The sequence below is a fragment of the Pseudoxanthomonas yeongjuensis genome (assembly GCF_010093345.1).
GTDB lineage: Bacteria > Pseudomonadota > Gammaproteobacteria > Xanthomonadales > Xanthomonadaceae > Pseudoxanthomonas_A > Pseudoxanthomonas_A yeongjuensis.
The window spans coordinates 1,242,766-1,258,072 of record NZ_PDWT01000001.1 but is presented as its reverse complement, the minus strand read 5'-3'; the positions used below and the strand labels follow the sequence as shown (position 1 = coordinate 1,258,072).

General features: G+C 66.0%; 13 protein-coding genes. 9 read left to right on the top strand and 4 right to left on the bottom strand.

The genetic code is table 11. From position 1 onward, the window contains the following. Positions 1–93: 93 nt before the first annotated feature. Positions 94–1,590 carry an aminotransferase class III-fold pyridoxal phosphate-dependent enzyme gene (locus tag CSC74_RS05605; protein WP_162313391.1) on the bottom strand — a complete coding sequence of 499 codons (1,497 nt, stop codon included), beginning with the start codon at positions 1,588–1,590 and terminating at the stop codon, positions 94–96. Positions 1,591–1,712: 122 nt separating this feature from the next. Here CSC74_RS05605 and CSC74_RS05600 point away from each other — a divergent pair, with 122 nt between their 5' ends. The 6 genes from CSC74_RS05600 to secF all read left to right on the top strand — a co-directional run bounded on the left by CSC74_RS05600 (position 1,713) and on the right by secF (position 8,228). After that, positions 1,713–2,144: an Lrp/AsnC family transcriptional regulator gene (locus CSC74_RS05600; protein ID WP_162313390.1), complete on the top strand. Its 432-nt coding sequence runs from the start codon at positions 1,713–1,715 to the stop codon at positions 2,142–2,144. 37 nt (positions 2,145–2,181) lie between these two features. Then, positions 2,182–3,216, top strand: coding sequence for a tRNA preQ1(34) S-adenosylmethionine ribosyltransferase-isomerase QueA (queA, locus tag CSC74_RS05595; RefSeq protein WP_162313389.1), 1,035 nt, complete (start codon positions 2,182–2,184; stop codon positions 3,214–3,216). A gap of 151 nt (positions 3,217–3,367) precedes the next feature. Further along, complete coding sequence (tgt, locus tag CSC74_RS05590; protein WP_162313388.1) at positions 3,368–4,489, top strand: tRNA guanosine(34) transglycosylase Tgt; 1,122 nt, start codon at positions 3,368–3,370, stop codon at positions 4,487–4,489. A 387-nt stretch (positions 4,490–4,876) separates the two neighbouring features. After that, the gene (yajC, locus tag CSC74_RS05585) at positions 4,877–5,221 is read left to right on the top strand and encodes a preprotein translocase subunit YajC (RefSeq protein ID WP_162313387.1); all 345 of its coding nucleotides are present in this window, start codon (positions 4,877–4,879) and stop codon (positions 5,219–5,221) included. Positions 5,222–5,366: 145 nt separating this feature from the next. Continuing rightward, the gene (secD, locus tag CSC74_RS05580; RefSeq protein WP_162313386.1) at positions 5,367–7,247 is read left to right on the top strand and encodes a protein translocase subunit SecD; all 1,881 of its coding nucleotides are present in this window, start codon (positions 5,367–5,369) and stop codon (positions 7,245–7,247) included. 15 nt (positions 7,248–7,262) lie between these two features. Next, the gene (gene secF, locus CSC74_RS05575; RefSeq protein WP_162313385.1) at positions 7,263–8,228 is read left to right on the top strand and encodes a protein translocase subunit SecF; all 966 of its coding nucleotides are present in this window, start codon (positions 7,263–7,265) and stop codon (positions 8,226–8,228) included. 151 nt (positions 8,229–8,379) lie between these two features. Here secF and CSC74_RS05570 read toward each other — a convergent pair whose 3' ends face one another. Further along, the gene (locus CSC74_RS05570; protein WP_162313384.1) at positions 8,380–9,204 is read right to left on the bottom strand and encodes an inositol monophosphatase family protein; all 825 of its coding nucleotides are present in this window, start codon (positions 9,202–9,204) and stop codon (positions 8,380–8,382) included. A gap of 101 nt (positions 9,205–9,305) precedes the next feature. Here CSC74_RS05570 and CSC74_RS05565 point away from each other — a divergent pair, with 101 nt between their 5' ends. The 3 genes from CSC74_RS05565 (at position 9,306) to CSC74_RS05555 (ending at position 13,206) form a co-directional block, all read left to right on the top strand. Next, positions 9,306–10,094, top strand: coding sequence for an RNA methyltransferase (locus tag CSC74_RS05565; RefSeq protein ID WP_162313383.1), 789 nt, complete (start codon positions 9,306–9,308; stop codon positions 10,092–10,094). A 104-nt stretch (positions 10,095–10,198) separates the two neighbouring features. Then, a complete protein-coding gene (locus tag CSC74_RS05560; protein WP_162313728.1) occupies positions 10,199–11,092 on the top strand; it encodes a phosphate/phosphite/phosphonate ABC transporter substrate-binding protein in 894 nt (297 codons plus the stop codon). Then, positions 11,089–13,206 carry a putative bifunctional diguanylate cyclase/phosphodiesterase gene (locus CSC74_RS05555; protein WP_162313382.1) on the top strand — a complete coding sequence of 706 codons (2,118 nt, stop codon included), beginning with the start codon at positions 11,089–11,091 and terminating at the stop codon, positions 13,204–13,206. The genes CSC74_RS05560 and CSC74_RS05555 overlap by 4 nt, the downstream gene beginning before the upstream one ends. Before the next feature lie 145 nt (positions 13,207–13,351). Here CSC74_RS05555 and CSC74_RS05550 read toward each other — a convergent pair whose 3' ends face one another. Together CSC74_RS05550 and CSC74_RS05545 are read right to left on the bottom strand one after the other, a co-directional pair. After that, on the bottom strand, positions 13,352–14,008 hold the full coding sequence (locus CSC74_RS05550; RefSeq protein WP_162313381.1) for an exopolysaccharide biosynthesis protein: 657 nt from the start codon (positions 14,006–14,008) through the stop codon (positions 13,352–13,354). Beyond that, entirely contained in the window at positions 13,989–15,302 is a 1,314-nt protein-coding gene (locus CSC74_RS05545; RefSeq protein ID WP_162313380.1) for a hemolysin family protein, read from the bottom strand. Before CSC74_RS05545 ends, CSC74_RS05550 begins: the two co-directional genes overlap by 20 nt. Between the last annotated feature and the right edge of the window lie 5 nt (positions 15,303–15,307).

The following is a 15,307-nucleotide window of genomic DNA, read 5'->3' as shown; positions in this document are numbered from 1 at the left end:
TTTGAATGTAGGAGCGCCCATGGGCGCGAGCCCTTGATCTTCCCGCGATCGGGACGAAGAGCTCGCGCCCATGGGCGCTCCTACAAGAGCAGGTCAGGCGGCGGCGGCTTGCTGCGCGCGCGGGCCTTCGCGCAGGGCCTTGCCGACCAGCGCCACCAGCAGGTCCAGTTCTTCCGAATCGATGGCGAAGTGCGGAGTGAAGCGCAGCGAGTTGGCGCCGCCGTGGATCACGTTGAGGCCGCGTTCGCGCAGCCATTCCTCGGTGGAACCGGCGCCGTAGCACTTGAACTGCGGGGCGAGTTCGCAAGAGAACAGCAGGCCGGTGCCCTGGACCTTGGTGATCAGGCCGCCGAGCTCGGACTTCAATTTCTCCAGCTTCTCCATCGCTTCCGCGCCGCGCTTGCGGATGTTCTCGCGCACCTGCGGGGTCAGCAGGTCGAGCACCGTGCAGGCCACGTCCAGGGCGCGCGGGTTGCTGGTCATGGTGTTGCCGTACACGCCCTTGCGGTACAGGCCGGCGGCGCGTTCGTTCACCGCCAGCACCGACAACGGATACTGCGCGGCGTTCAGGGCCTTGGAATAGGTTTCCATGTCCGGCGCGTCTAGGCCTTCGAAGCCCGGGTAATCGACGATCGACAGCACGCCATGGGCGCGCAGGCCGGCCTGGATCGAATCGACCAGCAGCAGGCTGCCGTGGCTGCGGGTGAGTTCGCGCGCGACCGCGTAGAACGCGGGCGGCAATGAGCGGCCCGGATCGCCTTCGCCCATCACCGGCTCCAGGAACACCGCCTCGACGAACCAGCCCTTGCTGTCGGCGTCGGCGAACACGCGCTTCAAGGCTTCGCCGTCGTAGGGATCGATGGCGATCACCGAATCCTCGTTGCGATAGCTGGCCAGGTACTGCTCATAGGCCTTGCGCGAGGAATCCGAATACAGCGCGGGGCGTTCGGTGCGGCCGTGGAAGCTGCCTTTCACCACCACACGCTTGATCGCGCGCCCGGCGTACTTGGCGCCCGGGTCGGTCTGCAGCTTGGTGTTGATGTCGGCGATGCGCGCGGCCAGGCCGACCGATTCGGAACCGGAATTCAGGCACAGGAACTTGGCGAACGGGCAACCGCCGCGGCTGTGGCCGATTTCCTTGCGCAGGGCCCGGTCCAGGCGCAGCTGCGACAGGCTCGGGGTCATGATGTTGGCCATGGCCTGCGGTTTGGACATCGCTTCCAGCACCGCCGCCGGGGTGTGGCCGAAGCCGATCATGCCGTAGCCGCCGGCGTCGTACAGCACCGCGCCGTTGATGGTCACCACCCACGGCCCGCGCGCGGTCAGGGCGACGTACGGGTTGACGGCATCTTCGGCGTAGAAATTGACGTAGCCGCCCTGCACGGCGCGCAGCTGCGCCTCTTCGTCCAGGTCGAACAAGTCGGCGAATTCATCGCGCAGGCTTTCGTGTTCCGCGGCGGCGGCGGCGATCGCTGCCTCCAGGTCCGGGTGCGACTTGGCCAGGCGCAGCAGCGTAGCGTCGTCCAGGCCGACGGTCATGCGCTTGCCGGTGTGGGCGCGCAGCGGCGCGAGTTTTTCGATCAGGTTCATGGGTTTCCTCCCGCAGACGAACGACAATCTTTCTATTATCTAGATTATTTCGTCGTTTAACAGTTGTGATTCGTGCGAATTTAGCCTAATTTTCGTCGTATCGACGAAAACTCCTGTGGAAAATGAAGCTCAACGCCTCCGACGAACTGCTTTTGTCCCTGCTCCGCGAAAACGCGCGGGCCTCCACCGCCCTGATCGCACGTCGCCTGGGCCTGTCGCGGACCACGGTGCAGAGCCGGATCGAGAAGCTGGAACGCGAAGGTGTGATCAGCGGCTATACGGTACGGATCGACGACGAATACGAGCGCGGCCAGATCCGCGCCCACATCATGATCACCGTGTATCCGAAGCAGGCCGTGTCCGTGGCCGCCGCCCTGCGTGCGATGCCGGAGCTGCGGGCCCTGCATTCGGTCAGCGGTTCCTACGACCTGATCGCGGTCGGCGCGGTGCCGACGGTCAATGACATGGACGTGCTGACCGACCGCATCGGCGCTATCGAGGGCGTCGAGCGGACCGCCAGCTCGATCATCCTTTCGACCAAGTTCGAGCGATAGCGTCACGTACAATGCGCGGCCTTTCCTGGTCCAGCCCGTGAAGAAATCCGACTTCAACTATGAGTTGCCCGAAGCGCTGATCGCGCAGGCGCCATTGCCCGAGCGCTCGGCGAGTCGCCTGTTGGTGGTGCCGCCGGGCGAGGCTGCTTTCGTGGACCGGCAAGTGCGCGACCTGCCGGAGTGGCTGGCGCCGGGCGACCTGCTGGTGTTCAACGACACCCGGGTCATTCCCGCGCGCGTGTTCGGCAACAAGGGCACTGGTGGCCGGGTCGAGGTCCTGATCGAACGCCTGCTGCCCGACAACGCCGCGCGCGTGCAGATCGGGGCCAGCAAGTCGCCGAAGCCGGGCAGCCGCATCGCCCTGGATGCGGGCGGCGAGGCCGAAGTGCTGGGCCGCGATGGCGAGTTCTACCTGCTGCGTTTCCATGTCGCCGGCGCGCTGGAAAGCTGGCTGCTGAAGGCGGGACGCCTGCCGTTGCCGCCCTATATCCATCGCGATCCCGGCGCCGACGACGACGAGCGCTACCAGACCGTGTTCGCGCGCGAGCTCGGTGCGGTGGCGGCGCCGACCGCGGGCCTGCATTTCGACGATGCGCTGTTGCAGGCGTTGCGCGAACGCGGCGTCGAGTTCGGCCACGTCACCTTGCATGTGGGCGCAGGCACCTTCCAGCCGGTGCGCGTGGACGATGTGCGCGAACATCGCATGCACAGCGAATGGTTGAATGTGGGCGCGGCGCTGGTGGAACAGGTCCGGGCGACGCGCGCGCGCGGTGGCCGGGTGGTCGCGGTCGGCACGACGGTGGTGCGGGCGCTGGAATCGGCCTCGCACGAAGGCGAATTGCGGCCTTTCGCGGGCGAAACGCAGATCTTCATCTTCCCCGGTTACCGCATCCGCAGCGTGGATGCGCTGCTGACCAATTTCCATCTGCCGGAAAGCACGCTGCTGATGCTGGTGTCGGCGTTTTCTGGAAAAGAGCGCGTGTTTGCCGCGTACGAGCACGCGGTGCGCGGGAAATACCGGTTCTTTTCCTATGGGGACGCGATGCTGTTGTTTCCGGAGGCTTCGAAGTGATCGACTCCCCTGGATATCTTCAGTCGTCATCCCAGCGAAAGCTGGGATCCATCTTCATTTTGAAGCTTTGCACCGGGAGCAAGATCAAAATGGATCCCAGCTTTCGCTGGGATGGCGTTAGCGGGTTTCATTGTCTTGAGATACTTTCCGCATGAGCAGGATGTCCTTCGAGTTGCTGAAAACCGACGGGGTCCCGCGACGCGGCCGCCTGACCTTCCCGCGTGGCACGGTGGAAACGCCGGCGTTCATGCCGGTGGGGACCTACGGATCGGTGAAGGGCATATTCCCGGAGCAGGTCAAGGAACTCGGCGCCGAGATCATCCTCGGCAACACCTTCCACCTGTACCTGCGCCCGCGCCTCGAAGTCATCGAAAAGCACGGCGGCCTGCATGGTTTCGCGCGCTGGGACAAACCCATCCTCACCGATTCGGGCGGATTCCAGGTGTTCTCGCTGGCCCACCAGCGCAAGATCACCGAGCAGGGCGTGACCTTCAACTCGCCGGTGGACGGCAGCAAGGTCTTCCTCGGTCCGGAGGAAAGCATGCGCATCCAGAAAGTGCTGGACTCGGACATCGTGATGATCTTCGACGAATGCCCGCCGGTGAACGTCGACGGAAAACCCGTGGACAAGCGCGTGGTCGATGCGTCGATGGAGCTGTCTCTGCGCTGGGCCGAACGCTCGAAGCGTGCGCATGAGGGAAACGACGCGGCGTTGTTCGGCATCGTCCAGGGCGGGGTGCACCAGGATCTGCGCACGCGTTCGGCGGACGGCCTCAAGACGATCGGCTTCGACGGCTATGCGATAGGCGGCCTGGCGGTGGGCGAGACCGAGGACGAGCGCAACGCGATGCTCGAGCACACCTGCCCGCAACTGCCGCAGGACCGTCCGCGCTACCTGATGGGCGTGGGCCGGCCGGAAGACCTGGTCGAGGCGGTGGCGCGCGGGGTCGACATGTTCGATTGCGTGATGCCCACCCGCAACGCGCGCAACGGCCATTACTTCACTTCCACCGGCACCGTGCGCATCCGCAACGCGAAATACGAACAGGACCTGGATCCGATCGAGCCGGGCTGCGGCTGCTATGCATGCCGCAATGGATTCTCGCGGTCCTACCTGCGCCACCTGGACAAGTGCGACGAGATGCTGGCGCCGATGCTGGGTACGCTGCACAACCTCTGGTACTACCAGAAGCTGATGGCGGACATGCGCGCGGCGATCGAGCAGGGCAGGTTCGCGGAATTCAGGACGGGGTTCCACGCGGCCAGGGGGTAGGGGCTTTTCCTTCTCCTGCCGGAAGAATTGCCAGGCTGTCGTGGGAGCGGCGTCCCCGCCGCGAGCTTTGATCCTGCTCGTTGGGTGCAATCAAGAACCAAAGATCAAGAGCTCGCGGCGGGGACGCCGCTCCACATTAGCTCCCCCCGGCTAACGCATTCGGGCAGACCCTTCTCAGCCCTGCACACCCCCGTATCAAGTACGGGGCGAGCTCTGCGGGCGCCGGGGGGGAAGAGGGGAAGCAGGAACCTTTCCCCGGTTCCCGCGGTCTTTCACTGGCATTCGGGGCATTTCCTGGCTGTTTCGGCTGATTTCCACGCTTGCGCGGACGGCTGGCTGCCCCCATGGCATAATTCCCGGCTGTTTCCGGCCCTAACGGACTATCTGATGAACCTGCTCGATTTCCTGATTCCCGCCGCCCACGCCCAAGCCGCGGGCGCGCCGCCTGCCGGTGGCCTTGGCGGCATGTCCCTGTTGTTCCCGATCGTGCTGATCGCGGTGATGTATTTCCTGATGATCCGTCCGCAGATGAAGCGCGCCAAGGAACACAAGGGCATGCTGGAGAAGTTGTCCAAGGGCGACGAAGTCATCACCTCCGGCGGCATCGCCGGCATCGTGACCGACATCGGCGACAACTTCATCACCGTCGAGGTGGCCGACAACGTGCGCGTGCGCGTGCAGAAGGCCGCCGTCGGCAACGTGCTGCCCAAGGGCACGCTGAAGTCCGCCTAAGACTAGCCGTAGTCGTAGCCCGGGTGGAGCCGAAGGCGATACCCGGGGCTCCTTCTCACCGGAACAAAAATCCCCCCGGGTAGACCAGCTTCGCTGTTGAAAGCCGCTACGCTCCACCCGGGCTACGCTTCTCTGGAAATCCCCAATGCTTGAATTCCCGCGCTGGAAATACATCACCATCCTGCTGGTCGTGGTGCTGAGCGTGCTGTACGCGCTGCCCAACCTGTATCCGTCGGATCCTTCGGTGCAGGTCACTCCCAACCGCGGCTTCGCGATCGACGCGGCGCTGAACCAGCGCATCGACGCCACGCTGAAGAAGGCGGGGGTCACGGCCAAGTCGCTGGACAAGGACAAGGACAGCCTGTTGGTGCGGATGCCCAGCTTCGAGGCGCAGACCAAGGCCAACGACGCGCTGCGCGAAGGTCTGGGCGAGGACTATACGATCGCCCTGAACCTGGCTTCCACGGTTCCGGACTGGATGGGCAAGGTCGGGGCCAAACCCATGGTCCAGGGCCTGGACCTGCAGGGCGGCGTGCATTTCGTGTTGCAGGTGGACCAGAAGGCGGCGCTGGACAAGCGCGTCGATGCCTATGCCGAAGACGCGCGGGTGACCATGCGCGACAAGCGGGTCAAGTACGAGTCGGTCGAGCGTCGCGCCAACAACAGCATCGTGGTCACGTTGCCGGCGGACCAGGACGTGGACAAGGCGCGCGTGGCGCTGTCGGGCGGCAATGCCGCCGCCGGCGTGGCCGCATCGGCACTGAGCTACCAGGTCGATGGCAACCGCATCATCATCACCTTGCCGCAGAGCGAGCTGTCCAAGATCTCCGGCGATGCGATCGAGCAGAACATCACCACCCTGCGCAACCGCGTCAACGAACTCGGCGTGGCCGAGCCCATCATCCAGCGCCAGGGCGATGACCGCGTCGTCGTGCAGCTGCCCGGCGTGCAGGACACCGCCGCGGCCAAGCGCCTGATCGGCGCCACCGCGACCCTCGAGTTCCGCTCGGTCGTGGACGGCAATGCGCAGGACGCGCTGGCCAGCGGCAACGTGCCGCCGGAAGCGCGCATCTACTACCTGCGTGAAAAAGGCCTGGACGGCAAGCCGGTTCCGGTACTGTTGAGCAAGCGCGTACTCGCTTCCGGCGACCAGATGGTCACCGCCAGCACCGGCACCGACCGCAATGGTTCGCCCGCGGTGGACATCACCCTCAACGCGGCCGCCGGCCAGCGCATGTTCGATTTCACCAGCGCCAACGTCGGCAAGCTGATGTCGGTGGTGTACATCGAGCGCATCCCGCAGGTCACCATGGTCGACGGCAAGGAGGTGCGTTCGACCAAGGTCAGCGAGGAAGCGCTGGCGCCGACCCGCATCGCCGGCGTGTTCGGCAAGAACTTCCAGACCACCGGCCTGGAGAAGACCGAAGCCGAGAACCTGGCCAAGCTGCTGCGCGCCGGCTCGCTGGCCGCGCCGATGGACTTCGTCGAGGAACGCGTGGTCGGCCCCAGCCTGGGCGCCGAGAACGTCGCCCGCGGCACCAAGGCGGTGATGTACTCGTTCCTGTTCGCGCTGGCGTTCTTCCTGGTGTACTACCGGATGTTCGGCCTGCTCACCTGCGTGGCCCTGCTGCTCAACCTGCTGATGGTGGTGGCGGTGATGTCGCTGTTCGGCGCGACCATGACCTTGCCCGGCTTCGCCGGCCTGGCCTTGTCGATCGGCATGTCGGTGGACGCCAACGTGCTGATCAACGAACGGATACGCGAGGAGCTGCGCGCCGGGATGCCGCCGCAGGCGGCGATCGCCACCGGCTACGACAAGGCTTCCGGCACCATCTTCGACTCCAACATGACCGCGCTGCTGGCCGGCGTCGCCCTGTTCGCGTTCGGTACCGGCCCGCTGAAGGGTTTCGCGATCACCATGATCGTCGGCATCCTGACCTCGGTGTTCACCGCGGTGACCGTGTCGCGCGGCATCGCCACCTTGATCTACGGCGGCCGCCGCAAGCTCAAGTCCCTGGCCATCTAACGGAAGCGCCCGAGAATGAAACTTTTCCCGCTGCACCTGGTGCCCAACGACACCAACATCAATTTCATGCGCCTGCGCTGGATCTCGCTGGGAGTGGCCGTGCTGCTGGCCGTGGGCGCGATCGCCGCGATGGCCGTCAACGGCTTCAACTACGCCCTCGACTTCACCGGCGGCACGGTGGTCGAGTTGCGCTTCCAGCAGCCCGCCGAGGTCGATGGCGTGCGCGATCGCCTGGCCGCGGCCGGCTACGAGAGCGCGCAGGTACAGACCTTCGGCAGCGGCAGCGACCTGTTGGTGCGCTTGCAGCCGCATGAAGGCAAGGTCGACACGGAAACCAACAACCGCACCGCGCAGGAAGTCCTGAATGCCGCGTCGCTACCCGACAACACGGCCAGGATCATGCGCAACGAGTTCGTCGGCCCGCAGGTCGGCAAGGAACTGGCGCTCAACGGGCTGTACGCGCTGATCTTCGTGGTGGTGGGCTTCCTGATCTACATCGGCTTCCGCTTCGAATGGAAGTTCGCGGTGGCGGCCATCTTCACCACCCTGCACGACGTGCTGATCGTGGCCGGCTTCTTCGCCCTGACCGGCAGGGAGTTCGACCTGACCGTGCTGGCCGGCCTGCTGTCGGTGATGGGCTTCTCGATCAACGACACCATCGTGGTCTTCGACCGGGTGCGCGAGAATTTCCGCAACCTGCGGGTGGAGCCGAACGAAATCCTCAATCGCTCGATCAACCAGACCCTGTCGCGCACCATCATCACTTCGTTCGTGGCCTTCCTGACCGTGCTGGCGCTGTACATCTACGGCGGCGGCTCGCTGGAAGGCATGGCCATCTCGCAGATGATGGGCATCGTGATCGGTACCATCTCCTCGATCTTCATCGCCTGCCCGCTGCTGACCATGGGCTTCCTGACGGTGACCAAGCAGGACCTGATGCCGAAGGCCAAGGAAGAAGCGGCGCTGGCCCGCCGCCCGTAATCTCCGGCTGCCATCGCAGAACGAAAAAGGCCGCGAAGTTCGCGGCCTTTTTCGTGCATCCAAATTTTGTAGGAGCGGGCCTTGCCCGCGATGCTCTTGCGATCACCCACGAAAGGCATCGCGGGCAAGGCCCGCTCCTACGGACGTGGGGTCAGTTGAAACTGGCGGCGTAGCCCGAGGTGACGATGGCCTTCTGCAGGGCTTCGCAGACCTTGATGTTGCCGGCGACGACCTGGTGGTCCTTGGCGCCCTGGAAATCCAGACGCGGGATGTTGGCGCCGCGGTAGTCGCAGACCTTGCCGCCGGCTTCGCGCACCAGCAGCACGCCGGCGGCGATGTCCCAGGCCTTCAGTCCGGCCTCGAAATAGGCGTCGCTGCGGCCACAAGCCACGTAGGCCAGGTCCAGCGCGGCCGAACCGGTGCGGCGCACGTCCTCGGCCTGGACCAGCAGTTCGCGCACGCATTCCAGTTGGGCGCCGGCGCGGGCGCGTTCGCGCGGGGCGAAGCCGGTGCCGATGGTGGTGCCGGCCAGGTCCTTGCGGTCGTGGACGCGGATGCGGCGTTCGTTGAGCTGGGCGCCGCTGCCGCGGCTGGCGGTGAACAGTTCGTTGCGCAGCGGGTCGAAGATCACCGCATCGGTGGGTTCGCCGTTGTCGACCAGGGCGATCGATACGCAGTAGTGCGGAAACCCGCGGAGGTAGTTGCTGGTGCCGTCCAGCGGATCGATCACCCAGGTGTAGCGGCCGTTCTTGCCGGCCTGGCCACCGCTTTCCTCGCCCAGCACCGAGTAGTCGGGGTAGGCGCGCTTGAGTTCCTTGATCACGGCCTTCTCGGCGTCGGCATCGACTTCGCTGGCGTAATCCAGGCGGTCCTTCTGCACCACGTTGAGGCTGTCGAGCTTGTTGATGTTGCGCAACAGCACGTTGCCCCCCTGGCGCGCGGCCTTGACCATGATGGTGACGACTGGATTCAACATGGGTGACGGACCTCGGGCGGACTGGCGGCGGGTGGAAGGAAACGAGTGGTAAAGAGCGGCACGGCGCGAAGACCGGCCCGCGCAGTTTAACATCTACACCCATGAACACCCCTGACGCCGCACTCGAAATCCCTCTGCAAGCCGCCGCCCGCATCCGCATCGTCCTGGTCGGCACCCAGCACCCGGGCAATATCGGCGCCGCCGCGCGCGCGCTGAAGACCATGGGCCTGTCGCGGCTGGTGCTGGTGGCGCCGGAACAATACCCGGCCGACGAGGCCTTCCGTCGGGCCGCCGGCGCCGACGACCTGCTGGCCGCGGCCGGCGTGGTCGCGACCCTGGCCGAGGCCGTGTCCGACTGCCGCCTGGTACTGGGTTGCACCGCGCGCAGCCGAAGGGTGGCGCTGGAGGAACTGGATCCGCGTGCCGCGGCGTCGCGGGTCGTCGATCTTGCCGGCGCGGACCAGGTCGCCCTGGTCTTCGGCCGCGAGCGCACCGGGTTGAGCAACGAGGAACTCCAGCTTTGCCATGCCTCGGTCCACATCCCGGCCAATCCGGAATACAGCTCGCTCAACCTCGCCGCCGCCGTGCAGGTACTGGCCTACGAATTGCGGGTGGCACTGCTGGCCGCGGGCGGGCAACCTTCGCCGGACAACGGAGTGCGGCAGGAAGCGGCGGCGTCGCATGCGCAGATGGAAGGCTTCTTCTCCCAACTCGGCGAGACCCTGGACGACATCGATTTCCACAAGGGCCGGGCACCGGATTCGGCGATGCGCAAATTGCGGCGTCTGTTCCTGCGCGCCGGCCTGAACGAGCAGGAAGTGCGGTTGATGCGCGGGATCCTGGCCGACGCCCAGCGCATGGCCCGGCTGGCGACCACGAAACCGGACTAATCACTACCCCCGGCCGGAGCTTTCGGCTAGTCTCAACTCTGCTGCTGATGCGAGCCCCAACGTTGCGCACCGTCTGGTTTGGTCTTGCCCTGTCATTGCTGGCCATGTCGCTGCCGGGCGCCGCAGCTGCGGCGCTATCTGCGCCCGTTGGCATCGATGAAAGCGTGCTGGTCCTCGGCCGCATCAGCGACGATCCCAAGGCCCACTACGAGCAACTCAAGCCATTGCTGGACTACGTGGTGCCGCGGATGCGCGATGTGGGCATCAAGGAAGGCCGCATCCTGATGGCGCGCGACGCGCAGCAGATGACCAGTTACCTGCGCCGCGGGCGCGTGGACTGGGTCACCGAAACCGCCGGCACCGGCATGCAGCTGCAGAAACGCGCGGGCGCCAGGCCGCTGTTGCTGACCGAACGCGGCGGGGTCAGCCGTTATCATTCGGTATTCTTCGTGCGCAAGGACAGCGGTATAGACAACTTGGCCGACCTGCAGGGCCACAGCATCGCCTTCCAGAGCACCGCCTCCACCAGCGCCTACATCGTGCCGGCGTCGGCGCTGCTGGACCAGGGATTGAACCTGGAAATACTGCTGTCGCCGATGGACCGGCCGACGCCCGACTCGGTGGGTTACGTGTTCGCGCGCTCCGAACTCAACATCGCCGCCTGGGTGCACAAGCGCCTGGTGGACGCCGGTGTGTTCAGCAGCCTGGACTGGGGAGATCCACGACGGATGCCGCCGGCTTTCCGCCAGGACATGAAGGCCATCTACCAGACCCCGGAATACCCGCGTGCATTGGAGATGGTGCGCAGCAACCTGGATCCGAAGGTCGAGGCGCGGCTGCGCGAGGTGCTGCTGCAGGCGGCCGATGATCCCGCCGCGCGCGAGGCGATGACCCTGTTCTTCCGCACCACGCGCTTCATGCCGGTGGACCCTGCTTCGCAGCAGGGCCTGGATCGGTTGCGCGATGGCATCGGGCGCGTGCGCGAGCAGGTCGAATGAGCCTGCGCTTCGGTCTGCAGGCCCGGTTCCTGCTGGCGATGGGCGTGGCCTTGCTGGTGGTGCTGGCGCTGCTGGCGTTGTTGCTGCAGCGGCAATCGACGATGCAGAGCGAAGTGGACGTGCTCGGCCGCGAAGCCATGCAGTCGATGGCCGCGGATGCGCTGGGCCGGCGTGGCGAGGCGACGGTGGAACAACTCGCCGATTCGCTGACCAACCCCCTGTACTACTCCGACCTGGACGCCATCGGCATCATCGTGCGCGCCGCCTCGCGCCAACCCGACGTCGCCTACGTGCTGGTCTACGGTGTGGATGGCAAGATCGTCCACGACGGTTCCTACGACATCGCCGCCTACGGCCAGGTCATGAACGATCCGCTGGCGCGCGCAGCGGTCGCGTCCGACCGCCTGCTGACCCAATGGTCGCCGCAGGTGATGGACGTATCCGAGGCGATCAGCATCGGCAACCAGCGCATCGGCGGGGTCCGCGTGGGCTTTTCCCTGGCCGAGATCCGCGCCAACGAGGAACGCGCCGCCGGCAATCTCAATAACCGCCTGCTGGAACTGGGCAGGCGGCACATGGGCTGGTTCGTGGCGTTGCTGGCGGCGCTGGTCGCGGTAAGTGTCGTTGTCGTCTGGTACGTGCAACGCACGCTGGTGAAACCGATCCGGCAACTGGCCGACGCGGCCAACGCGATCGGCACCGGCGACTACGATGCCAAGCACCTGGTCAGCGACCGCCAGGACGAGGTGGGCGATCTGGTCCGCGCTTTCAGCGACATGAACGACAGCATCGCCCGCCACGATCGCGACGTGCGGCGCATGGCCTATACCGATGCGCTGACCGGATTGACCAATCGTCTCGCGTTCCGCGAAAGCCTCGACCACCGTCTGATGATGCTGCGCGGCGCCGGTCGCCAGCTTGCGGTGCTGTTCGCCGACATCGACGACTTCAAGCGCGTCAACGACACCCTGGGCCACGAGGCGGGCGACGAGGTGCTGTTGCAGTTCGCCAACCGGATCCGCAGCGTGGTCGAGCGCATGGGCGGCGACGAGTCGTTGCTGGCGCGCTTCGGCGGCGACGAGTTCGTGATCCTGATCCAGGAGGGCGACGTGCGCGCCTCCGCCACCCGGCTGGCCGAGGCGCTGGTGAAGGAACTGGGGCAGCCGCTGGTGGTGGAAGGGCGCCAGGTGTTCCTGGGCACTTCGATCGGCATCACCCTGTTCCCGGAAGATGCGTCCGGCGCCACCGCGCTGATGAAGAACGGCGACATCGCCATGTACCAGGCCAAGGTCGCCGGCAAGAACTGCTACCGCTTCTACAGCCGCGCCATGGAGCAGGCGGTGGAGCGCCGCGTGCACATGGAACAGGAACTGCGCGGCGCCTGGGAGCGTGGCGAGCTGAGCCTGGTCTACCAGCCGATCTTCCGGGTGGCCGACAGCCGCATCGTCGGCGCCGAGGCGCTGTTGCGCTGGCAGCATCCGGAAATGGGCTCGATCGCGCCGTCGGTGTTCATCGACGTGGCCGAACAAAGCGGCCTGATCGAAAGTATCGGCCCGCGCGTGTTGCGCGCCGCATGCACCGCGGCGGCGCGCTGGCCCACCGGGAGCGGCATGGACGAAGCCCCGTTCGTGGCGGTCAACGTCTCTCCGCGGCAATTGCGCAGCGGCGACCTGCCCGAAGAAGTCGCTTCCTGCCTGCGCGATACAGGGCTGCCTGCGCAACGCCTGCACCTGGAATTGACAGAGACCGCGGTGATCAGCGACGAGGCGCACGCCAGCGCTCTGCTGGCGAAGCTGCACCGCACCGGGGTCAAGGTGTGGCTGGACGATTTCGGCACCGGCTTTTCCGGACTCAGCCATCTGCGCCGGGTGCCGGTGGACGGGGTCAAGATCGACCGCAGCTTCATCGCCGACATGCAGCGCGATCCGGACGACCTGGCCCTGACCACGGCGATCATCGCCATGGCCCATTCGCTGGGCATCACCGTGGTCGCCGAAGGCGTGGAGAAGGAAGCGCAGTTCGACATCCTGCGCGCGCGCGGCTGCGACCTGGCGCAAGGCTACTGGATGGGCTACCCGATGAGCGCGGCCGAGTTCGCGCTGCTGCTGGTCTGACATAGGGCGGGCCCCGGCCCGCCGAAGGTGCTGGGTAGCGCGCGTAGGAGCGACGTGAGTCGCGAATGGATCCCGCCGTTCTCTCGATCGCGACTCACGTCGCTCCTACGCGCGCCGAGGCGTAGCGAAATTCCGGAAAGCTGGATCAGAACCAGCCGTCCACCATGTGCACCAGCATCTGCACCAGGTTGCCGGAGACGAAGCCGAACACGACCACGGCGATCGCGCCGGCCAGCCAGGCGATCAGCATCAATGCGCCGTCGCGCTCCAGCAGGGCGAACACGAACAGCAGCAACAGCACGCCGAACAGGTAGTTGGTGAACGGAATCGGCAAGGCCAGCAGCAGGCCCAGCAGGACCAGCAGCAGGCCGGTGAACGCGCTGGCCAGCGGATGGTCCAGCACGCCTTCCATGCGTGGACGCACCAGTTTCTCCAGCCAGCCCAGCCAGCGCGCCATCATGTCGCGGAAGCGCGCCATCGACCGGCGATGCGGCCCGCGCCTGGCCAGGAAGCCCGGCAGCCAGGGCTTGCGCAGGCAGAGCAGCAACTGCGCGCCGATCAGCACGACCAGCGGGCCGCTGATCGCGCCGGCGAGGCCGGGGATGGGCAGGAAGGCGGGCAGCACGGCCACGAACAGCAGCATGCCGAAAGCGGTCTGGCGCAAGCCCGAAAGCAGGTCGCCCATGCGCAGATGGTCGTCGGGATCGCCGGCGGCGAAAGCATCCAGCACCGCGCGGGTGCTGACGTGCTCGCTGGCGCCCGGTTCCGGCGTGGTGCCGGAATCAGGCGCTGGTTTCGTCATCTTCGTCTTCCGGCAGTTTCTGCAGCAGCAACTTGTCGATGCGCGCACCGTCCAGGTCCACCACCTCGATGCGCCAGCCCGCCCAGTCCAGATGTTCGCCGACATGCGGGATGCGGCCGAAATGTTCGATCACCAGGCCGGCGATGGTGTTGTAGTCGGCTTCGTCGCCGTCGGGCAGGGCGACGCCACCCAGCAGTTCGCGCAGATCGTCGTTGGGCAACGAACCGTCGACCAGCAGCGAGCCGTCGTCGCGCACGACCACCAGCGCGTCCTCGTCGCTGTTCTCCGAGGCCTGCAGGCGGCCGACCACCGCGCCCATCAGGTCGCTGAGGGTCACCAGGCCCTGGATCTCGCCGTATTCGTCGACCACCAGTGCCAGCGACTGCTGCTCCTCGCGCAGGATCTCCAGCAGCTTCATCGCATGGGTTGACTCGGACACGAACAACGGTTCGCGCAGGCTGCGGAAGATCTCCGGCGAACGTTCGGCGAAACGGTCCAGCAGCGACTTCACTTCGAGCACGCCGACCACGTCCTGGTCGCCGCCGCGATATACCGGGAAGCGCGAGAACTGCGACTCGCGCATGGTCTCGATGTTTTCTTCGTAGCTCGCGGACTGGTCCAGCCACACGATCCTCTTGCGCGGGGTCATCAGGCTGTCGGCGGTGCGGTCGCCCAGGCGCAGCACCCGGTTGACCATGTTGCGCTCGTCGACGTCGATCACGCCCTGGGCGTGGCCTTCGCTGACCAGCATGCGGATTTCTTCCTCGCTGACCGCGTTGCGGTCGTCGTCGCGGATGCCGAGCAGGCGCAGGACCAGGCGATTGATCGCGCCCAGCACGAACACGATCGGACGGGCGATGCGCGACAGCCAGTCCAGCGGAATGGCGACCACGGCGGCTATGTTTTCCGCATTGGTCAGGGCCAGGCGCTTGGGAATGAGTTCGCCGAAAATGACCGAGCTGGCGGTGATCAGGGTGACCGCGGTGCCAATGCCGATGGCTGCCGAATACGAGGCGGCAGTCGGCCATATTCCGGTCAGCCAGTTGGCGATGATCGCGCCGATCGCATCGCCGCCGAACACGCCGGTCAGCACGCCGATGCCGGTGATGCCGACCTGGACCGTGGACAGCAGGTTGTCGGGATGCTCGGCCAGGGCCAACGCCACTCTGGCGCCCCGGCTTTCCTGCGCCATCTGCTTCAGGCGCAGTTTGCGCGAAGTCATCAATGCCATCTCCGATAGGGCGAAGAAGGCATTGAGGACGATCAGGGCGATGACGATCAGCAGCTCAAGCACGCGGA

Excerpts from the sequence above, each read along its gene's own strand:
- CSC74_RS05605 (WP_162313391.1), bottom strand. The coding sequence starts at position 1,590 with ATGAACCTGATCGAAAAACTCGCGCCGCTGCGCGCCCACACCGGCAAG.
- CSC74_RS05600 (WP_162313390.1), top strand. The coding sequence starts at position 1,713 with ATGAAGCTCAACGCCTCCGACGAACTGCTTTTGTCCCTGCTCCGCGAA.
- tgt (WP_162313388.1), top strand. The coding sequence starts at position 3,368 with ATGAGCAGGATGTCCTTCGAGTTGCTGAAAACCGACGGGGTCCCGCGA.
- yajC (WP_162313387.1), top strand. The coding sequence starts at position 4,877 with ATGAACCTGCTCGATTTCCTGATTCCCGCCGCCCACGCCCAAGCCGCG.
- secD (WP_162313386.1), top strand. The coding sequence starts at position 5,367 with ATGCTTGAATTCCCGCGCTGGAAATACATCACCATCCTGCTGGTCGTG.
- secF (WP_162313385.1), top strand. The coding sequence starts at position 7,263 with ATGAAACTTTTCCCGCTGCACCTGGTGCCCAACGACACCAACATCAAT.
- CSC74_RS05570 (WP_162313384.1), bottom strand. The coding sequence starts at position 9,204 with ATGTTGAATCCAGTCGTCACCATCATGGTCAAGGCCGCGCGCCAGGGG.
- CSC74_RS05565 (WP_162313383.1), top strand. The coding sequence starts at position 9,306 with ATGAACACCCCTGACGCCGCACTCGAAATCCCTCTGCAAGCCGCCGCC.
- CSC74_RS05560 (WP_162313728.1), top strand. The coding sequence starts at position 10,199 with ATGTCGCTGCCGGGCGCCGCAGCTGCGGCGCTATCTGCGCCCGTTGGC.
- CSC74_RS05555 (WP_162313382.1), top strand. The coding sequence starts at position 11,089 with ATGAGCCTGCGCTTCGGTCTGCAGGCCCGGTTCCTGCTGGCGATGGGC.
- CSC74_RS05550 (WP_162313381.1), bottom strand. The coding sequence starts at position 14,008 with ATGACGAAACCAGCGCCTGATTCCGGCACCACGCCGGAACCGGGCGCC.